Origin of the sequence: Halorussus amylolyticus, assembly GCF_004143485.2 — an archaeon.
Classification (GTDB): domain Archaea; phylum Halobacteriota; class Halobacteria; order Halobacteriales; family Haladaptataceae; genus Halorussus; species Halorussus amylolyticus.
Window position 1 is genome coordinate 156,322 of record NZ_ML974132.1, and the last position, 18,976, is coordinate 175,297.

The window sequence follows — 18,976 nt, forward strand, 5'->3', positions numbered from 1 at the left end:
CGGACGCTCGCGGTCGTTGCGCGACATCTCCGCGCCTCTCCGCAATACCCGGCGCGGAGAGGGGCCGCGCAAGCGACCACGGGCTTCGCCCGCGAGCGTCCGGCCCCTTTCAGTCCACCCAGACGAAACTGCTGCCGCAGGCCACGAACCTCCCCAACCGATTCGCTCGCTTCGCTCGCTCATCCCTCGCGCGACGTTGGCTCGACCCCAAACCGCGGGGTCGAGCCAGCGCGCGCCGGGTGTCGGTGGCCGACCAGCCGGCGCGCTTCGCTCGATCTCGCTTGCACCAGCCCTGGCGGACTGAAAGGGCGAGCGCGCTCGACCGTCCCCCGACGACGCAAGCACCGCAGGGAGTGAGCGAAGCGAACGACCGAGGAGCGCAGCGAGTCGCGGGTCGTCGAGCGTGCGAGGGCTTTCGAGGTCGTCACTACGATTATGCCGTCGGTCGCTCCGTTCGACTTTGCTCGTCGTCACGCCGACCACTCCCAGTTTTGTACCGAAACCATCTCACCCTCCGGAATCCCCTCCTTGCCTTCCGGCACTTCGACCCACCCATCAGCAAGTGCCACGCTCGACAGCACGCCGGACCCGGAGGCCCTGGTCGGGGTCGCAGTTCGCTCGCCGTCTTCCTCGTCCACCTGCACCCGCGCGAACGTCCGGGTTCCGGGTTCGCTCCGAATCTTCCGGTCGAGTCGCGCGTCGGTCGTCGGAAACGAGTCGTCGGCAAGCCCACCGACTCGCTTCAGGACGGGCCGGAGAAACTGGACCGCGTTGATGATACACGCCACCGGATACCCCGGGAGCATGACGACCGGCGTCCCCGCGACGACGCCAGCGGCGACCGGGTGGCCCGGCTTCAGCGCGACCCCGTGGAACAGAATCTCGCCGAGGTCAGCGACGACTTCGGGGAGCAGGTCGCGCTCGCCCACCGACGACCCGCCCGTGGTCACGACGACGTCGGCCGAGAGGTCGCGTTCGATTGCCGCCGCGAGCGCGTCTACGTCGTCGGTCACCACGTCGCGGTAGGTCGGCTCGCCGCCCCACCGCTCGACGTAGCGCGAGACGGTCAGGCCGTTCGTCTCGACCACCTCGCCGGGTTCGGGGTCGGATTGGACCAGTTCCTCTCCCGTCGGAATCACCGCGACTGAGGGCCGGTCGCGGACCGTCACGGTCTCGACGCCGACCGACGTGAGCAGGCCGAGGTCCGAGGGCCGGAGGCGGTGGCCGGGGTCGTAGAGGTGCTGGCCCGCGCTCACGTCCTCGCCTACGGGCGCGACGTTCTCGCCCTCGGCGACCGCGTCGAAGATTTCGACCTCGTCGCCGAACTCGTCGGTCTGCTCTATCATCACGACCGAGTCCGCGCCGTCGGGCAGTTCGCTCCCGGTGTGGACCCGGACCGCGGACTGGGGGTTCATCTCCTCGCCTTGGTGAAGCACCTCCGGAGACCGGTCGCTCGCGCCGAAGGTGTCGCGCGCTCGGACCGCGTAGCCGTCCATCGCGACTCGGCGGTAGTGGGGGACGTTTCGCTCGGCGACGACTTCCTCGGCGAGCGCCCGGCCGTCGGCGTCGGCCACCGGAATCGCCTCGGTTCGGTCGTGGGGTTCGACCGCGCCGAGCAGGCGCTCGCGGGCCTCGGCGAGTCGCGTCTTGTCCTTGAATCCGGACCGCTTGCGGTCCGGTCGGTGGTCGCTCATGCGTGGAAATCGGGCGGCCGCGGCCAAAAGCGTGTGGGAACGCGCCCCATTACCCGGCGGCGAGAGTCCGATTGCAGCGCGTCGCGCTGCAATCGAAATCGCCCGAAACTCAGGGCCAGTCGTCGCGCACGTCCTCGTCTTCGTCGGTCGCTTCGCCGTCGTCCTCGCCCGCGAGCGGCCACTCGGCCGCCTCCGCGGCCTCGCGAACGTCGAGATACTCCCACTCGTGGTCCTCGGCGAGGTCGCGGTCGTCGTCGGTCGTGCCCACGAAGACGTGGCGGTCGGTGTCGAACTGTTCGCGCACGCTGTCGAGGCTCTCGGCTTTCCCCTTCGGGCCGGAGAAGAAGTCCTGTCGGATGCGGTTCTTCCGGGTGAAGTTCGTCACCACGTAGGTCGGCTTCTCCGAGACGACGCCCACGTACTTGCTCCACCGGCGGGCGTCCTCGAACACCGCGCCCGGCTTGGCTAGCTCCTTGAGCGCCGAAAGCTCGAAGGCGAGGGTTAGCTCGCCGCTTCCGTTCATACCCTCCTCTCGGCGCGTGGCGGGCAAAACGCCTTCGGTCCCGACCTACGCGAGGTCGATTTGGAGATACTCGGAGAACACGACGACCGGTTCGTCGGCGAACACCGACGCGAGTTCGGGCGAGACGACGTGCGTCCCGCGACCGTTCCGTTCGGCGAGCAACTGCTGGGCGCGCTCGGGCAGTTCGTCGAAGTGGCGCACGGGTCTGCCCGGAGCCGCGTGGCTTGTCCGGCGAACTCGGAGCGTTCGCGCGTTTCCGTCCGCGCCGGAAGTCGTGTTCAATGACATCGTGTTACACGCTAACAAATATCTTGGCTATTATTAAATCTTCCCCCGGTAGTCGGTCGAAAGCTACGGCCGGGTGGGCGGACCGGAGGCGAGCGAGTCGGGTGGGCGAGCAGGTCTCGCGGTTGAACAGGCCTCACGGTCGAACGGGTCTCGCGGCCGAGCGAGCGCGACGGCCGCCCTCAGAACCGATAGCCGTCGTCGTCACCGCCGAGCGAGCGGTCGGTCGTCTCCATCATCTCGTCGGCGAACTCCATCTCGCCGCGGGCGTCGGTGTCGGTCGTGGTCTGGTGCTCCCTGAGACCGAGCGAGAGTATCTCTTCGAGGGCCTCCTGCCGGTCCACGAACTCGTCTTGGGCGACCAGTTGGTCTATCTGCATGTCCATGTCGTCCGACAGGTCGATTTCGAGTTGGGGCATGTCCCGGCGCTACTGTCGCGACGTACTACAACGTTGGGGTCACACGGTAGTCCCACCGGGATTCCCGTTCGGTCTTCCGTCGGCGGTGACACCTATACGTTCGTGGCTCGTTTTCACGTCGGAATGAGTGTCTTAGCGGAGTTCACGGTGCCAGCGAGCGAGTTCGTGCTGTCGGAGACGCTGAGGAGCGTCCCGGACGTGCGAATCGAAATCAAGCGCGTCGTCGCGGGAAGCGAGCGCGTGACGCCGTACTTCTGGGCGTCGGGCGACGATTTCGCGAAGTTCGAACGCGAACTCAGCGACGACCCGACCGTCGAGGACGTGCTCATGCTGGAGGAACACGAGAAGGACGAACGGTTCTATCGCGTGACGTGGCGAACGAACGCCGAGAGCCTTCTGTCGGGTGTTTCGGGTACGGAAGCGACGATTCTGGAGGCCCTGAGCGAGGACGGGAGTTGGCAACTCAAAATGCTGTTCCCCGACAGAGACGCGCTCTCGGAGTTTCACGACTACTGCGTCTCGAACGATTTTCCGTTCCAACTCGACCGCGTCTACCGCGCGGAGAATCCCCAAGAGCGCGGCGAGTACGAGGTCACGGAGGACCAACAGGAGGCGCTAATGGCTGGCTACGATGCGGGCTACTTCGACGTCCCGCGAAACGTCACGCTCACCGAACTCGCCGACGAGATGGGCGTCTCGCGAAACGCGCTGTCGGCCCGTCTCCGGCGCGGACAGCGAAACGTCCTCGCCAACACGCTCGTCCACGACGAGTGACGCTCGCCCGTCCGCGACGAGTGACGCTCGCCCGTCCACGACGAACGACGCTCGCCCCTCGGAACCGACGCGCCCGCCGATTTAAAACCGTGGTAGCACTACCACACCGGTCTCATTACCGTCAGCCCCCAACTCCCGTTGGTGTACTGGTAGTAGCATGGTTACTGAAGAGATTCACTCACGTAGTCGAACGGCGGCACCGACAGAGGACTCCGAGATTCGCGAACTGACCGACGGCGAATCTATCACGGAAGCCGTAACGAACGCCCTGAGTTCGGTTCTCGAAACTGAGACGACCAGCATGGAACCCCTTCACTCGGTCGTGGACACCGACGCGCTGGAAGCTATCTTCGCACCGCGCGGCGACGGGACCCCGCGAAAAAGCGGGTTCGTCGAGTTCGAGTACGATTCAGCGCGCGTCCGAGTCGAGGGGAGAACCGTGGTCGTGTACCGACCCCGAGTGAGGAACGTCTCCGAGTGAGGAACGTCTCCGGAGCGCCCGGCAGCGGTACGTCGGCCCGCCGACTCACTCTAACAGTTCCGCGAGCGTCTCCGCCCCGTGTTCGAGCGACGCCTCGGGGTCGTCGGGGTCGTCGTGCTCGTAGACCAGCCACTCGGCCCCGGCCTCGCGGGCCGCCTCGACGCACGCTTCGGCGTCCACGTCGCCCGTCCCGAGTTCGACGGGCCGGTCGTCGGCCACGTCTTTGAGGTGGACCAGCGGCGTTCGACCGCGCAGGCTCGCGAGGAGGTCGGTAGGGTCGTAGCCCGCCGCGACCGCCCACCCCACGTCGAGTTCGAAGTCGATGTCGGTCTCGTCGGCGAGACGCTCGAAGGCGGTGGCGTCGCCGACTTCGGCGAACTCCTGGTCGTGGTTGTGGTACGCGAGATGGACGCCCCGCTTGTCGAGTCGGGCGTCGAGTTCCGCGAGTCTGCGCGCGACCTGCGTGACGCTCTCGGTACTCGTGAAGTGCGACTCGTCGAGCCACGGCACGACGATGCGGTCGCAGTCGAGCGCCCGGTACGCCTCGACTACCGAATCGAGGTCGGCTTCGAGGGCTTCGATGCCGACGTGGGCCGCGGCGGCGTCCAGACCGGCGTCGTCCATCGCACCCCGGACTTCCGCCGGGTCGGCGTCGCCGAGTCCGGCGAACTCGACCGCCTCGAACGCGGTCTCGCCGACCCGGGCCAGCAGGTCCACGAGCGGAACGTCCAACTCGCGGAGCGTGTACAGTTGAATCGCTGGTCGCATACTCGGGATACGGCGACGACGCCTAAATGGGTTGGGAGCGACGGACACCGGGACTCGGTCGCTATCACCAGCTATTAGCTTCCGTCCGACGAGTCGGACGTATGAGCCAACGGCCCGACGTCCTGATTCCGCACTACGTTTCGGACAGCGCGCGCGACAGCCTGCTCGACGGTCTCGACGACAGGCTTCCCGACCTCGAACCCACGGTCGCGACGACGCCGCCCGAGACCGACGACCACCTCCCCGACGCCGAAATCCTCGTGACGCTCCGACTTCCGACCGAGAAACTCGCTTCCGCCGAGAATCTCCGATGGGTGCAGGCGCTCAGCGCGGGCGTGGACAGCTACGACCTCGACGCGCTCGAAAATCGCGACATCGCGCTCACCAACGCGTCGGGCGTTCACGCCGAACCCATCGGCGAGCAGGTGTTGGCCTACATGCTCGTGTTCGAGCGCAACATCCACAAGGGAATCGCCCAACAGCACCGCGGCGTCTGGGAGCGCTACGGCGGTCGAGAGCTTCGCGACGAGACGGTCGGCATCCTCGGCGTCGGCGAAATCGGCGGTCGGGTGGCCGAACTCGCCTCGGCGTTCGGCATGGAGGTCTTGGGCACCAAGCGGACGCCCGAGACCGCCCCCGACGCGGTGGACGAGGCGTTCGGACCCGACGGCCTGTACGAGGTGCTCGAACGCTCGGACTACGTGGTCGTCGCGTGCCCGCTGACCGACGAGACCGAGGGCCTGCTCGGCGAGGAGGAACTCCGAACGATGCCGTCGTCAGGCGTCCTCGTCAACATCGCGCGCGGGGAAATCGTCGAGGAGGACGCGCTGACGACTGCGCTCCAACAGGGCTGGATTCGAGGCGCGGCCCTCGACGTGTTCGAGGAGGAGCCGCTTCCGGGGGAGTCGCCGCTCTGGGACCTCTCGAACGTGGTCGCCACGCCACACATGGCCGGCTCGACGCCCCACTACTACGACCGGTGTGCCGACTTGTTCGCGCGGAACTACGAGCGATACCTCGCGGGTGAGACGGAAGCGTTCGAGAACAGAATCGTTTGAGGTGATTGGCCTGCGACGAACTGACACCGTTTTGTAACCTCGGTGAGTAGCCCGCGGCATGGAACGCCGGAGCGACCGCGTCTGCCCCATCTCACCGATTCTGTCGGTCGTGCTTCTGGCGGGCCTCTGTGTCGGCTCGCTCGTCTCGGAGACTCTCCGCGCGAGCACTGGTCGCGCGGTCGTCGAGAACCTCGCGCTCGTCGCGGTCCTCGTTCTGCTTTTCGGCGCGCTCGTCCGGCGGCTGGTGAGCAATCGCTGGGACCTCGGAACCGCGCTTCTCGGACTCGCCGCGCTCGCTTTCGGGCTGATGTCTCTATTCGAAATCGAGACGGTACTCCGCTCGGAGGTCGTCTACGTCCTCTGGGTCGCGTCGGTCCCGGTCCAACTCCGAGCCGTCGGGCGCGACACCGAATTCTTCACCGAAACCCACGGCGTGGTCCTCGCGGTGAACGGCCTCGCGATGGTCGCCGTCGGTTTGGCGTTCGGCGGTAGTGTCGGCGTACTCGCCGGAAGCGTCGTGACCGCCTTCGGTCTCGTGACGGTCAGCGACCCGAACTGGCTCGACTAACCGACTGGCCGCTATCCAACGACGAACCGGCCGCTGTCAGGTCGGCGGTTCGAAAACCGGTATCCGCGAACGGTGAGCGTTCGCGCTCGAAAAAATGCGACTGCGTTCAGTTCAGCAGGCTCTGGGCGACGCCCGCGAGCTGGTCGGTGTCGGCGTTCTGGAGGTCGTCGTTCGCCAGCTTCAGGCGCAGGCGCGGACGACCCACGTCGATGGGGACCTTCTCGGTGCCGATGAGGCCCATGTCTTCGAGCTTCGTCTTCGTGCGCGAGAAGGTCGCCTTGCTCGCGATGCCGACATCCTCGCCCCACTTGCTGATGTCGTAGAGCAAGGCCTCGTTCTTCGCCGCCACGAGGAGGCTGATGGTGACTTCGTCGAGACCGTCGCCGTCTCCGCGCGCGGTCTCCATCGAGGACAGCACCTCGTCGAAGTCGGTCTGTGCATCGGGGCTAATCTCGTCGCCGAGCGTCTCGCGAACGCGGCTAATCGGCGGCGTGCGGAGCGAGAAGTCGTGTGCGCCCTCCCACTCGTCGGTGTAGGAGTCGTAGGCGTCCGAGACGAACGTCTCGTCGGTCGCGGTGAGACCGCCGACGTGGTCGTCTGCGGTCACGAGTGCGATGACGACTTCGTCGGTGACGATGAGCGAGTTGCTCGGCACCTCGTCGGTGGTGCGAAGCGACAGCACGCCCGCGTCGATGAGGTCCGCCGCGTTGCTGGCGACGATGAAGTCCTCCATCACGTCTTTCAGCGTCGTCTCCTGTGCGAGGAGGCGGACCGTTGGCAGGTCGCCCTCGTGGGCCGTCGCGACGTTGATTAGCTCTTCGATGGTGTCCTTCGCCGGGTTCACGACGAGCAGCGATTCGGGCGCGTCGTCGATGACGGTCTGAAGGATTTCGGCGATTTCTTGGTTGAGTAAATTCGATTCGGTCTCCATATACCCACAAACGCGTTTACCCTACTTAATTTTAACGTTAGTAACAAGGGGAAATCACGGATTATACGGAGATGTGAAGTATTCGATGACACAATTTCAAACAGATTTTCCGAATTCCATTTATATTGATTTCTGTTGACTGAGTGAATTTTCACCGCTCGGGGAAATTGAAGCACAGCGCGACGATGGTCCAGCGCGTATTCCGTCTCTAAAACGGATACGGTAGACGTAACGCTGTATTTCTGGAGTTATCTATGTCATACTAAAGTGAACTCAAGCCGAAAGAATCAAATAATGGGAAATATTAACACAAAACAAGCTATGCGAGGCAAAATTCGACAGTGGTTCGTTGACAATCCGCGTGCGCTGGACGCGGCGTATGTGGTCATGCTAGCCGGGACGTTCGTTACGGAGATCGGGCTTCACGACGCTGCTGGTGGCGCTTCCGGGCCATAAATACCCCCTTATTTTACTTCTTCAGCGAGTTCGTTCGACCAGTAGATATCTCCGTCATACACGAACGGTGACTTTGCTCGATCGAGAAATGAGCATAGCTCTGAGTAGCTAAGCGTAAAGGTAGACTCGTTCCCGTGAAGGTACATTTCGTTACGTTCGGGAAGATAAACTTGATAACCCGCGCCAATATCTCGCGCCGATATCTGATTAAATGACACATCGTATCTGCCATTGTTCTCCTCGATTTCGCCACCACTCGGGAACCGATTATCACTCTGCGTCAGCACGTGCGTCCCGTCCCCGACCACCGCGTAGTCTTTCCCCATCATAATCCGTCGCCGGGCGAACTGGAGCGCGCGCTGGATGCTGAAACCGTGGATGAGCAGGCGGGCGAACGCCACGCCGACTTTCGCGGCCTGCTTGTTCAGGACCTTCGTGAACGTAACCGCGCCCGCCGCGCTCCCCTTCCGCACGAGGTCGCGGCCCTCGTAGTACGACCCGCAGGCGTTCAGGAAGAACGTCTGGACGTTGCTCTCCTCGATGTCTTCGACGGCGAGGTTCCCGTTTCGACACCTGAGGCCGTCCTCCTCGCAGTGGCCGATGTAGTGGACGAAGTCGTGGGACGATTCGAGCACGTCGGCGAGTCCGGTCTTGGTGAGATTCTCGTGGACGGTCACGTCGATGGGCAAATCGTCCGCGCGCTCCTCGTAGATTCGGGCGACGGTCTCGTGTTCGTCGGCCATCTCCTCGTCGTTGAGGACGACCGTCACGTCGATGTCGCCGGTGCTCTGGTCGAGATACTTGAATCGGTTCTCGTAGGCTTCGGGAACGACCTTGAACACGTCGATAGGGACGCCGTCCGCGAGCCAGCCGCTGATTCGGCCTCGGTGGAGGATGGGGTCGCGCCTGTCCACGGAGTTGACCGTGCCCGGACCGGCGCGAGCGGTCGCTTGGGCCGCCGTCGCCTCTGGCGGACGGTTCGGACCGCCGTCCCGGTAGAAGTCGCCGATGGACTTGTTGAGAAGTTCGTTCTTTTCGAGTTCGGTCGATTCGGGGAGGTAGACGAGACTGAGGTTGTTGAAGAAGAACGGCAACGACGCGGCGTTCTCCGCGTTCGGCGTGACGTGCATCGCGAGGTGCCACTCCGGCAGGTCGTCGTCGATGCGCTCGTAGGCGACGTCGAGATACGTCGCCAACTGTTCGGCCGGAGACGATTCGTAGGTCGCCTCCGCGTCGATGTCGAGTTCGTCGAGCAGGTCGAGTTCCGCGAGGTCCCAACTGTACTCGCCCGCGTTTCGGACGAGACAGTCGAGGAAGAACACCCGCCGGAGGAGGTCAGCGACCTCGTGCTGGAACCCCGGGAGCGGGCTGAACGTCCGCTCGACCGCCGCTTCGGGCGCTCGCAAGACCGGAAATCGCCTGTCTTCTACCGCGAGGTCGGCCTGCAAGTAGTGTGCCAGCGGCGCGGCGACGAAGACGTACTCGAAGCTGTCGGGCACGACGAGTTCGATGCCGACCTCGGGTTTGTTCTCGCGAACGGAGTCGGGAATCTCGGTCTCCTCGCCGAACGCGAATCGCGGCGGATGGCCCCTGAGGTTGGGATACGACCGGTCCGGTCCCGTCGTCTTGTGCGACGACGACGAGTAGGTGACGGCGGTCGCGACGCCCTCGGGCGTTCGAGGCACCGTGATGGTGTCCACCGGCTCCTCGTGGTGGCTCCGGAAGCCGAAGGTCACGAGCGTGCGCTCGGGGAACGAGACGTAGAGGTCGTTGTAGTCCTCGGACTTCCAGACGGTCGCCGCCCCCGAGAATTTGAGATACGTCTTGATGTTGAGCGTCACGTCGAGCAGATTGTCGTCGTCGGGGAGTTCGAGCGGTTCGGTGTCGCTCCCGTGAGTGTACTTCTCGCGGGAGTCGCCGGTGAATGCGAAGACGAGCGCGGCCGGGAGCCGAATCTCGGTCGCGTACCCCGACACGGTCTCGTCGAGCGGCCGGTCGATGTCGTGGCCCGCACTCGCGGTCTCCCACCCGTCAGCTTCGATACACACCTCCGTCTTCGTGCGGTCGAACACGCGCAACCCAGAATCCGTCTCCTCCCACTCAATCATGTCGGCGTCACACCACGTGTCTCACCCGGAGTTTATAGTTTTGTCGCCCCGTCTCATCACCGCGAAAGGTAAGCTTATACTCCGTGGCGAACGGATTCCACTCATGAAGTACGACCGCGTCCGCGACGCCGACCCGAAGGTAGCAGACGCCCTCGAAGCCGAAGTCGAGCGCCAACGCGACACGCTGGCGATGATAGCGAGCGAGAACCACGTTAGCGAAGCCGTACTGGAGGCCCAGGGGAGCGTCCTCACCAACAAGTACGCCGAGGGGTATCCGGGGTCGCGCTACTACGGCGGGTGTGAACACGTAGACACGGTCGAGGAACTCGCCATCGAGCGCGCGAAAGACCTCTGGGGGGCCGAGTACGTCAACGTCCAACCCCACTCCGGGTCGCAGGCGAACATGGCGGTCTACTTCGCCATGCTCGACGCCGGTGACAAGATTCTCTCGCTCGACCTGACCCACGGCGGCCACCTCAGCCACGGCCATCAGAAGAACTTCACCGGGCAACTCTACGAGGTCGAGCAGTACGAGGTAGACCCCGAGACGGGCTACATCGACTACGACGACCTCCGCGAACACGCCGAGACGTTCGACCCCGATATCGTGGTGTCGGGCTACTCCGCCTACCCCCGCGAAGTCGAGTGGGAGCGCGTCCAAGAGGCCGCTGACGCCGCCGACGCCTACCACCTCGCCGACATGGCCCACATCACGGGACTCGTCGCGTCGGGCGAACACCCCTCCCCGGTCGGTATCGCCGACTTCGTGACCGGTTCGACCCACAAGACGATTCGCGCGGGACGCGGCGGCATCGTCCTCGCCGACGAGGAGTACGGCGACGCCATCGACTCGGCCGTGATTCCCGGCATGCAGGGCGGTCCCCTGATGCACAACATCGCGGGCAAGGCGGTCGGGTTCGAGGAAGCCCTCCAGTCGGAGTTCGACGACTACGCCGAGCAGACCGTCAAAAACGCCGAGGCGCTCGGCGAGAGCCTGCAGGAGGACGGCTTCGGTCTCGTCTCGGGCGGCACCGACACCCACCTCGTGCTGGTGGACCTCCGGGAGTCCCACGAGGACGTGACCGGCAAGGACGCCGAGGAGGCGCTCGAAGACGTTGGAATCGTCCTCAACGCCAACACGGTGCCCGGCGAGACGCGCTCGCCCTTCGTCGCATCGGGCATCCGCGCGGGGACGCCCGCGCTCACGACTCGCGGCTTCGACGAGGACGACTGCCGGTACGTCGGCGACCTCATCGCGCGCGTCATCAACAACGTCGGTGACGAGGACGTGAAGGCTGAAGTCGCCGAGGACGTGCAGGCGCTGTGTGAGGCGAATCCGCTGTACGAGTAGGCAGAAAGCTTATTCTTGATTGAAGCAGTCTCTTTGACATGAGAGGTTCCCGTCGTCGCCTCCTCGTCGCCAGCGGCGGCCTCGTCGCGTCACTCGCAGGATGCCTTGGCGGAGTTCCCGCCGGAAGCGCGCCGTCCGATACCGCCGACTTCGAGACGACGTCTGAATCGACCGCGACGACCGAGGTTTCCGACTATCCCGCGACCGTGAACGCGACGACCACCGTCGAGCGCGACGAAATCGAGTACATCGCGGCAAACGACACCGTGCGCTACGTCGCGGCGTACCGACACTCGAACCCCGACGAGGTCGAGAACGGGTCGGAGCCCGAGCGCGAACCCGTCTACGAACACGTCCCGTTCGAGGAGTGGGTCGAGACCGAGTGCGCCAGCGTGGGCGCGGAGCGCGTGAACGAAGCGATGAGTGAGCGACTCGGCGACGCCGAGGGCGTCTCGGCGGGCGTGACGAACGACGACGGCGAACTGAAAATATTCGTCGCTCACGAGACGACGCTGAACCGCGACGGCGACGTGATATCCGAGCCGAACGTCTCGTACGACCGAGTGAGGCAGGTCGCACCCGAGCGTGCCGAGGTGACGCTCACCCTCTCGGGACGCTCGCGCTCCTGCGTCGTCTCGGTGGCGACTCGAGAACAGGAAATCCAGCAAGAGTAATGCACACTTTTGCATAAATGTCCTCGGTTACGCAGAGAAATACGCACGAACCCGAGGGTTAAAATGGCTCGGCGTCCACTCTCTATTCGATGACAGAGGTAATCGACGGCAACGCCGTCGCCGCCGAGATACGCTCCGACCTCCAGGACAGCATCGACGCGCTCGCCGACGCAGGGGTTCGCCCCGGTCTCGCCACCGTGCTGATGAGCGACGACCCCGCGAGCGAGACGTACGTCTCGATGAAACAGCGCGACTGCGACGAGGTCGGCATCGAGGGCATCCACGTCGAAATCGACCCCGACGCCCCCGCCGAGGAACTGTTCGACACCGTCGAGGACCTCAACGCCGACCCCGAGGTGCACGGAATTCTGGTCCAGATGCCGGTCCCCGACCACGTGGACGACCGCCGGGTCATCCGAGCTATCGACCCCGAGAAGGACGTGGACGCCTTCCACCCCGAGAACGTGGGCCGAATCGTCGCGGGCGACCCCCGGTACCGACCCTGTACGCCCCACGGCGTCCAGAAGCTACTCGACGCCGCGGGCGTCGAGACCGAGGGCAAGGACGTGACCATCGTCGGCCGGTCGAACATCGTGGGCAAGCCCCTCGCGAATCTGCTCGTCCAGAAGGCCGAGGACGGCAACGCCACGGTCACGGTCTGTCACTCTCGCACCGAGAATCTCGCGGAGAAGACCCGCCGGGCCGACGTGGTGGTCGCGGCCTGCGGCGTCCCCGAGATGATAGACGGGTCGATGCTCTCGGAGGGTGCGACGGTCATCGACGTGGGAGTCAACCGCGTGGACGCCGACACCGAGAAGGGATACGAACTGGTGGGCGACGTTGATTTCGAGAGCGCGAAGGAGGTCGCGGAGGCAATCACCCCCGTTCCCGGCGGCGTCGGCCCGATGACGCGCGCGATGCTCCTCTACAACACGGTGGCGGCGGCGGGCCATCAGGAGGGCGTGGACGTGGACCTGCCCTGAGTTCGCGCTTCCCGGGCTACTTTCTCGCTTCGCGGTCGGCCTCCGAGATTCTATCGGCTTCCTCCCGGATTCGCTTGGTCTCTCGGCCCGCGCCCACCTGACTGTTGTAGACGTGACGGACAATTTTCTCGCCCGACCCCTCGATTCGGTCATCGGACGCGTTCGCCTCGTCGGGACCGTCCTCTCGCGCCCGGCGCAACCGAGACACCGCCCACCAGATGACGACCAGTACGACAGCGATTCCGACGGTTTCGACGGCGAGCAGCGCCGAAATCCCGAACTCCGCCCAAGCGGCGACCAGTCCGGCGAGGAACACCGCCACGAGTACGAATCTGAGGAGGTAGTGTGCTAGGGAGGCCGCGTCACCCGTCATGCCGCGGAATAGCGCACCAACTCTCAAAAAAGATGCGTGAGTTCCGGGTCACGCCAGTCGGTCGAACCGCTCGCGCGCACTCGCGAGCGCGTCCACATCGTCCTCACGCAGGAACCGACTCACGTCTCGGGCCGCCTCGACCAGCAGTTCCGCGGTCTCGGGGTCCACGTCGCCCTCCAGCGCGCGGACGCGCTTGACGTGGGTTTCGAGGGTTTCGAGCGCCGACGCGCCCTCCGAATCGACGCCCTCCTCGTCGGCCCAGTCGGCCATCTCCCGGCGGTACTCGCCGACGGCCTCCCCGTACGCCAGCCCTCGAATCGCGTGCATCGTCTTCGGAACCTCACTCGGGGCGGGGCGCTCGCCGTCGTCGGCCCCGCGGAGGAGCGCGAGGAAGTACCACTCCTCGTCGTCGTTCACGTCCAAGCCCCGTCCGACCACGTCGGCGGCGTGCCGGAGTTCGTTGGCCGCGAGGTACGCGTCGTCGAGCGCGCGCAGGTCGCCGCCCCTGACGAACCCTCGCTTGCGGACGTACCCGCGGGCGGCCTCGCTCGCGCGGTCGGCGACCTCGCGGAGCGACTCGGCTTCGACCGCCTCGCGAGCGTCGGTCAGGTCGAGTTCGACCGGCGAATCCGTGTGGAGACGGCGTTCGGAATCGACGCCGACGCTCCGGAGGCTTCCGCACGACGGACACTCGACGCTCCCGGTCTCGTAGTAGGACCACCGCGTCCCGCAGTCGTTGCACTCGCGCTCGCCGCGGACTTTCATACCCCCGTTTTCGCCGTCGAGTCACAAAACGCCCGCGAACCTCCTTTGGCACGCCTGAAGACTTATATCAGTTTGTAGTGACGTGTGGGGCATGGCTCGGGACGCCGAGGGGAAACTGCTCCGGTTTCGGACGCCCGTCTCCGAGACGTTCTTCCGGGACTACGGCGTGCCGCTCGCGTTCACGGCCGGTGGCCTGCTCGTCGTCGCCCTGGTCCTCGCGGACGGCGTCGTCGAGGCCGCGACGTTCATCGGCGCGTTCGTCGGCCTGTCGCTCGGCTCGATTCTGGCGGGTCTCGCGGTGTACAACGTCGTGGTCGTCGTCCTGCTCGCCGCGAGTCGGTGAGCGATTCGCACGAGCATTTATCTGCCTGCCCGAAAAAGGACCGAGTACGATGTCGGGTCACGGTCTCTCCACCGAGACGTCCGAGGATAGAGTAAGTCGCCAGTCGGCGGCTGGTCGAGAAATTCTCCGCGAGATTCGTCGATTCTGACGGCGGCACGCTCGCCGTGACGGTCGCGGGCGACTCGCACGAACTCTCCAGAGCCGAAGCCGACCGGCTCCGCGCCGCGCTCGGCGAGGCGCTGACCGAGCGCCGGGAGTTCGTCCGGACGGTCGGAACCCACCGCGAGGACGGAAGCTACGTCGTCGCGCGCAGGCGCGCCGACTCGTCGGGCCACCGAAAAGTGTTCGAGAGCTTCGCGGCCCTGCGGCGGCTCTACGACCGCTTGCCTTCGGAGTTCACCGCCGAGGACGTGGGCCGGACGGGTCTCACGGGCGGGCGGCGACACATGCTGGTCCACCACTTCGCGGAGCATCCCGGCTTCGACTGCGAACTGTCGAAACGCCAGCCGCTGACCGGGAGAAAGCGAGACGAATTCGACGGGGGTGAAATCGGCGGCTGAAGTGGAATGCGACTGTTATCGGGAGTGACGTGGAACGCGACTGCTATCAGGGATGACGTGACAGTGAAGCGACCTACTCCCGGTACAACTGAGGACCGCACAGCACGCCACCGCACCGCGCCCCGTACCTCCCCGCGTCTCGCTGAACAACGTGAAGCGAGGCTCGGAAGACGCGGTTTGTCTTCCGGCGTCTCAGCGAGCGAAGCGAGGTGAGGCTCGTCGGAGCGTGCTCCGACGGCGTGCGCTTGCGCTCGCACAGCGAGCGCAAGCGCGGCGCGTCCCGTGGTCTGTGTAGCCACCGAAACGCTGAGTGCCGAGTTCGTGCCGCCACGCCAACGCTTTTGGCGCTCGGTTCCGACCGAACGCGCATGGCACCACGACCATCGACGTTCTCCATCGCGGCCCGCGACCCCGAGACGGGCGCGGTCGGCATTGCGGTCCAATCGAAGTTCGTCGGCGTGGGCGCGGTCGTCCCGTTCGTCAGCGCCGACGCGGGCGCGGTCGCCACCCAGAGCTACGCCAACGTCGCCTACGGGCCGGACGGTCTCGACCTGCTCCGGGACGGGAAGGCGGCCGAGGAAGTCGTCCGGGAACTGACTGACTCCGACGACGAATCGGCGAGTCGGCAGGTCGGCGTCGTCGGACAGGACGGGTCGGTCGCCGCCTTCACGGGCGAGGAGTGCTTCGACTTCGCGGGCGACGTGCAGGGCGAGAACTACACCGTGCAGGGAAACATCCTCGAGAACCGCGACACCATCGAAGCGATGGCCGAGACGTTCGAAACCGCCGAGGGCGGCCTTCCGGAACGTCTCATCGCCGCGCTCCACGCGGGCAACGACGCGGGCGGCGACAAGCGCGGCGAGCAGAGCGCGGCGCTCTACGTCGCCAAGGAGTCGGGCGGCTACGACGGCCGGAACGACCGCTGGATAGACGTGCGCGTGGACGACCACGAGACGCCCATCGACGAACTCGAACGCGTGTTCAAGGTGTACGACGTGACCCTGCTCGAACGCGAGGAACCCGACGACTGCCGGGCGCTCTCGGGCGAGACCGCCGAGGCAGTCTCCGAAACGCTCGCGGACCTCGGACTGCTCGACCGAGAGGCGACCGCCGAGTTCGGCGAGGACGAACGCGCCGCCTTGGAGGAGTTCCGCGGCCTGAACAACTTCGAGAACCACGACCTCCCGGTGCTGGAGGACGCGCTGGCCCGCGGCTGGGACGACTCGGAGGGGACGGGCGAGGAGCGAATGGTGGACGCCCTCTGGCACGGTCTCTCCCGCCTCGACCGGAAGTGATACTGTCGGCTGTACTTCTTCGAATAGCGGTGCGTTGAAGACGAAGGTAGAGACGAGGGACCGTCCAATCCTCAACGGTGATTTTCACGTACGTACAGCCGACAGTATGAACCGTACTCCGAAGTGTCGCGAAAGTGCGACTCAAATCCGGTTCGAGCCACCCGTCACCGAGATTTTATATCAAATACTCAACTACCGAAACTTACTTCAGTGCGGTATCTTCCGGTACGTTTAAGCATTCGACGGGTGGCGCTAATGGTATGAGTGGACGACCGCTCGACGTACTGGAGGCTTCCCTCGACGAGGAGGTCACGGTGCGCTTGAAAGGCGGCGAGGAGTTCGTCGGTACGCTGACCGGCTACGACCAGCACATGAACCTCGTTCTGGAGGATACCGAAGAAGAAGACACAACCATTATACGCGGCGACAACCTCGTTTCGATTAACCCATGACCGGCGCAGGCACCCCTAGCCAAGGGAAGAAGAACACCACGACGCACACGAAGTGTCGTCGGTGTGGCGAGAAGTCGTATCACGTCAAAAAGAAGCAGTGTTCGTCGTGCGGTTTCGGCAAATCGAAGAAGCGCCGAGACTACGAGTGGCAGAGCAAGGCTGGCGAATAGCCGACCGCTCTCCGGCGCATCTCTCCGTTCTCACGAACTCGCGTTCGAGTAGCGGCTTGCTTTTCGACCCCGATTCGCTTTTCGAGAGCGGCGAGTCCGGCGACTGCCGGACTCGCCGCCTCTTGTCGCCCGACACCCACAGTTATGCACGAACGAGCATACCTTCTCGGAGGAGAGCCGGAAATTCGGCACGATAACGAGGGTTTTTACTACCGGCCCGCCCTACCGACTCCCATGCCAGACGGCCGGGACGCGGCCCACAGTGGTCCGACCGAGAACGCCCTTTCGGGTCCGACCGAGAAGTGCGGCGTCGTCGGGGTCTCGCTCGCCGAGCGAGACGCCGCGCGCCCGCTCTACTACTCGCTGTACGCCCTCCAACACCGCGGTCAGGAGTCGGCGGGCATCGTGACCCACGACGGATTCCAACAACACAGCCACGTCGAGATGGGACTGGTCGGCGACGCCTTCGACGAGGCCGATATCGAGGGCCTGCGCGGGAGCGCGGGTATCGGCCACGTTCGCTACCCGACCGCGGGAAGCGTGGACAAGTCGTGCGCCCAACCGTTCACGGTGTCGTTCAAGAGCGGCGCGCTCGGTCTGAGCCACAACGGCAACCTCGTCAACGCCGACGACGTTCGGGACCGCCTCGCCGGGATGGGCCACGCGTTCACCTCCGACGGCGACACCGAGGTCATCGCCCACGACCTCGCGCGAAATCTGCTCGAATCCGACCTCGTGCGCGCGGTCAAACGCACGATGGGTCGAATCCACGGGTCGTACTCGCTGACCATCATGCACGACGACACTGTGCTGGGCGTGCGCGACCCCGAGGGGAATCGCCCGCTCTGTATCGGCGAACTCGAAGACGGCTACGTCCTCGCCAGCGAGTCGGCCGCCATCGACACCCTCGACGGCGAACTCGTCCGGGACGTGCGACCCGGCGAGCTCGTCGTCCTCCAACCGGGCGGCGACGGATTCGACTCCTACCAACTGTTCGAGCGCGAGAACACCGCCCACTGCTTTTTCGAACACGTCTACTTCGCCCGGCCCGACAGCGTCATCGACGAGAACCTCGTCTACGAAGTCCGCCGGGAACTCGGTCGAAGCCTCTGGGACGAAAGCGGCATCGACACCGACGTGGTGATGCCCGTCCCCGACTCCGGCCGGGCGTTCGCGAGCGGGTACGCCGAGGCCGCCCAAGAGGCCGAGGCCGGAGTCGAGTTCGCCGAGGGCCTGATGAAGAATCGGTACGTCGGTCGCACCTTTATCATGCCGACCCAGGGCGAGCGCGAGCGCGCGGTCCGCCTGAAGCTCAACCCCATCAAGTCCACCGTGAAGGGCAAGACCGTCACCCTCATCGACGACTCCATCGTTCGCGGAACGACTTCGACCCAACTGGTCGGACTCCTCAAGGACTGCGGCGCGGAGGAGGTCCACATGCGAATCGGCGCGCCGCCCATCGTCGCCCCCTGCTACATGGGCATCAACATGGCGACCCGCGAGGAACTCATCGCCGCCGATAAGTCGGTCGAGGAGATTCGGGACGCAATCGACGCAGACAGCCTCGCGTACCTCTCGACGCAAGCGGTCGCGGACGCCATTGGACGCTCGCGTGCGGACCTCTGCATGGGGTGTGTCACCGGCGAGTACCCCTACGACATCGACGGCGAGGAGACCGACCGCGAAGTGTCCCGGCCCGAAATCGCCGAGACCGCGGGCGCCGACGACTGACGGCCTCTCGACTCCAATTGTTCCTTCTGGCCCTCTCGTGGCGTCGAATCACGAGCGACGGCGAGACCGGCTATGGCGGCGTGGTCGGGAGCTACTTCCGCGAGGATACGACGCGTAAGAAGTGCTATTGGTGACATACGAGGCCAGGGTGGGCGAGGAATAACTCCCACACCCGACTGCCGAGGTTCCGAGCGAATTTTCGGACTCGGCGGTT

At 65.1% G+C, this 18,976-nt stretch carries 22 protein-coding genes; 13 read left to right on the plus strand and 9 right to left on the minus strand.

The window, feature by feature from the left end; translation table 11 throughout:
* Positions 1-470: 470 nt before the first annotated feature.
* The 4 genes from EKH81_RS08060 to EKH81_RS08075 all read right to left on the minus strand — a co-directional run bounded on the left by EKH81_RS08060 (position 471) and on the right by EKH81_RS08075 (position 2,921).
* Complete coding sequence (locus EKH81_RS08060; RefSeq protein ID WP_132059619.1) at positions 471-1,694, minus strand: molybdopterin molybdotransferase MoeA; 1,224 nt, start codon at positions 1,692-1,694, stop codon at positions 471-473.
* Between the two features lie 109 nt (positions 1,695-1,803).
* A complete protein-coding gene (locus EKH81_RS08065) occupies positions 1,804-2,217 on the minus strand; it encodes a DUF7124 domain-containing protein (protein ID WP_132059617.1) in 414 nt (137 codons plus the stop codon).
* A gap of 45 nt (positions 2,218-2,262) precedes the next feature.
* The gene (locus EKH81_RS08070; RefSeq protein WP_132059615.1) at positions 2,263-2,505 is read right to left on the minus strand and encodes a DUF7979 domain-containing protein; all 243 of its coding nucleotides are present in this window, start codon (positions 2,503-2,505) and stop codon (positions 2,263-2,265) included.
* Positions 2,506-2,684: 179 nt separating this feature from the next.
* Positions 2,685-2,921 (minus strand): DUF7120 family protein, encoded by a 237-nt coding sequence (locus EKH81_RS08075; RefSeq protein WP_132059613.1) that lies wholly within the window; start codon positions 2,919-2,921, stop codon positions 2,685-2,687.
* A gap of 123 nt (positions 2,922-3,044) precedes the next feature.
* Here EKH81_RS08075 and EKH81_RS08080 point away from each other — a divergent pair, with 123 nt between their 5' ends.
* Both EKH81_RS08080 and EKH81_RS08085 read left to right on the plus strand, forming a co-directional pair.
* The gene (locus EKH81_RS08080; RefSeq protein WP_132059611.1) at positions 3,045-3,695 is read left to right on the plus strand and encodes a helix-turn-helix domain-containing protein; all 651 of its coding nucleotides are present in this window, start codon (positions 3,045-3,047) and stop codon (positions 3,693-3,695) included.
* Between the two features lie 157 nt (positions 3,696-3,852).
* Complete coding sequence (locus tag EKH81_RS08085; RefSeq protein WP_132059609.1) at positions 3,853-4,176, plus strand: HalOD1 output domain-containing protein; 324 nt, start codon at positions 3,853-3,855, stop codon at positions 4,174-4,176.
* Positions 4,177-4,221: 45 nt separating this feature from the next.
* Here the strand turns inward: EKH81_RS08085 and EKH81_RS08090 are convergent, their stop codons facing one another.
* Positions 4,222-4,944, minus strand: a complete 723-nt coding sequence (locus EKH81_RS08090) for a sugar phosphate isomerase/epimerase family protein (protein WP_132059607.1) — start codon at positions 4,942-4,944, stop codon at positions 4,222-4,224.
* Positions 4,945-5,045: 101 nt separating this feature from the next.
* Between EKH81_RS08090 and EKH81_RS08095 the strand changes: the two genes are divergently transcribed.
* Both EKH81_RS08095 and EKH81_RS08100 read left to right on the plus strand, forming a co-directional pair.
* Positions 5,046-6,002 (plus strand): D-2-hydroxyacid dehydrogenase, encoded by a 957-nt coding sequence (locus EKH81_RS08095; protein WP_132059605.1) that lies wholly within the window; start codon positions 5,046-5,048, stop codon positions 6,000-6,002.
* Between the two features lie 58 nt (positions 6,003-6,060).
* Complete coding sequence (locus EKH81_RS08100; RefSeq protein WP_132059603.1) at positions 6,061-6,570, plus strand: hypothetical protein; 510 nt, start codon at positions 6,061-6,063, stop codon at positions 6,568-6,570.
* Positions 6,571-6,676: 106 nt separating this feature from the next.
* On the opposite strand, the gene tbsP is transcribed toward EKH81_RS08100, so the two are convergent.
* The gene (tbsP, locus tag EKH81_RS08105; protein ID WP_132059601.1) at positions 6,677-7,501 is read right to left on the minus strand and encodes a transcriptional regulator TbsP; all 825 of its coding nucleotides are present in this window, start codon (positions 7,499-7,501) and stop codon (positions 6,677-6,679) included.
* 464 nt (positions 7,502-7,965) lie between these two features.
* Positions 7,966-10,065: a CHAT domain-containing protein gene (locus EKH81_RS08110; RefSeq protein ID WP_132059599.1), complete on the minus strand. Its 2,100-nt coding sequence runs from the start codon at positions 10,063-10,065 to the stop codon at positions 7,966-7,968.
* Between the two features lie 103 nt (positions 10,066-10,168).
* Here EKH81_RS08110 and glyA point away from each other — a divergent pair, with 103 nt between their 5' ends.
* From glyA to EKH81_RS08125, 3 genes are all read left to right on the plus strand, one after another.
* Positions 10,169-11,416 carry a serine hydroxymethyltransferase gene (gene glyA / locus EKH81_RS08115; protein WP_132059597.1) on the plus strand — a complete coding sequence of 416 codons (1,248 nt, stop codon included), beginning with the start codon at positions 10,169-10,171 and terminating at the stop codon, positions 11,414-11,416.
* Positions 11,417-11,454: 38 nt separating this feature from the next.
* Complete coding sequence (locus EKH81_RS08120) at positions 11,455-12,090, plus strand: hypothetical protein (RefSeq protein WP_132059595.1); 636 nt, start codon at positions 11,455-11,457, stop codon at positions 12,088-12,090.
* 89 nt (positions 12,091-12,179) lie between these two features.
* Positions 12,180-13,073, plus strand: coding sequence for a bifunctional methylenetetrahydrofolate dehydrogenase/methenyltetrahydrofolate cyclohydrolase (locus EKH81_RS08125; protein ID WP_132059593.1), 894 nt, complete (start codon positions 12,180-12,182; stop codon positions 13,071-13,073).
* A 16-nt stretch (positions 13,074-13,089) separates the two neighbouring features.
* Here the strand turns inward: EKH81_RS08125 and EKH81_RS08130 are convergent, their stop codons facing one another.
* Together EKH81_RS08130 and EKH81_RS08135 are read right to left on the minus strand one after the other, a co-directional pair.
* On the minus strand, positions 13,090-13,446 hold the full coding sequence (locus EKH81_RS08130; RefSeq protein WP_132059591.1) for a hypothetical protein: 357 nt from the start codon (positions 13,444-13,446) through the stop codon (positions 13,090-13,092).
* Positions 13,447-13,494: 48 nt separating this feature from the next.
* Positions 13,495-14,211, minus strand: coding sequence for a DUF7117 family protein (locus tag EKH81_RS08135; RefSeq protein WP_132059589.1), 717 nt, complete (start codon positions 14,209-14,211; stop codon positions 13,495-13,497).
* Between the two features lie 91 nt (positions 14,212-14,302).
* On the opposite strand from EKH81_RS08135, the gene EKH81_RS08140 reads away from it, so the two are divergent.
* The 6 genes from EKH81_RS08140 to purF all read left to right on the plus strand — a co-directional run bounded on the left by EKH81_RS08140 (position 14,303) and on the right by purF (position 18,762).
* Positions 14,303-14,554, plus strand: a complete 252-nt coding sequence (locus tag EKH81_RS08140) for a hypothetical protein (RefSeq protein WP_132059587.1) — start codon at positions 14,303-14,305, stop codon at positions 14,552-14,554.
* Positions 14,555-14,718: 164 nt separating this feature from the next.
* Complete coding sequence (locus tag EKH81_RS08145) at positions 14,719-15,114, plus strand: DUF7528 family protein (protein ID WP_132059585.1); 396 nt, start codon at positions 14,719-14,721, stop codon at positions 15,112-15,114.
* A gap of 368 nt (positions 15,115-15,482) precedes the next feature.
* Positions 15,483-16,409 carry a DUF1028 domain-containing protein gene (locus EKH81_RS08150; protein ID WP_132059583.1) on the plus strand — a complete coding sequence of 309 codons (927 nt, stop codon included), beginning with the start codon at positions 15,483-15,485 and terminating at the stop codon, positions 16,407-16,409.
* Positions 16,410-16,669: 260 nt separating this feature from the next.
* Entirely contained in the window at positions 16,670-16,861 is a 192-nt protein-coding gene (locus EKH81_RS08155; protein WP_132059581.1) for an LSM domain-containing protein, read from the plus strand.
* Positions 16,858-17,031: a 50S ribosomal protein L37e gene (locus EKH81_RS08160; RefSeq protein WP_132059579.1), complete on the plus strand. Its 174-nt coding sequence runs from the start codon at positions 16,858-16,860 to the stop codon at positions 17,029-17,031. Before EKH81_RS08155 ends, EKH81_RS08160 begins: the two co-directional genes overlap by 4 nt.
* A gap of 234 nt (positions 17,032-17,265) precedes the next feature.
* A complete protein-coding gene (gene purF, locus EKH81_RS08165; protein ID WP_132059577.1) occupies positions 17,266-18,762 on the plus strand; it encodes an amidophosphoribosyltransferase in 1,497 nt (498 codons plus the stop codon).
* The last annotated feature ends 214 nt before the right edge of the window (positions 18,763-18,976 follow it).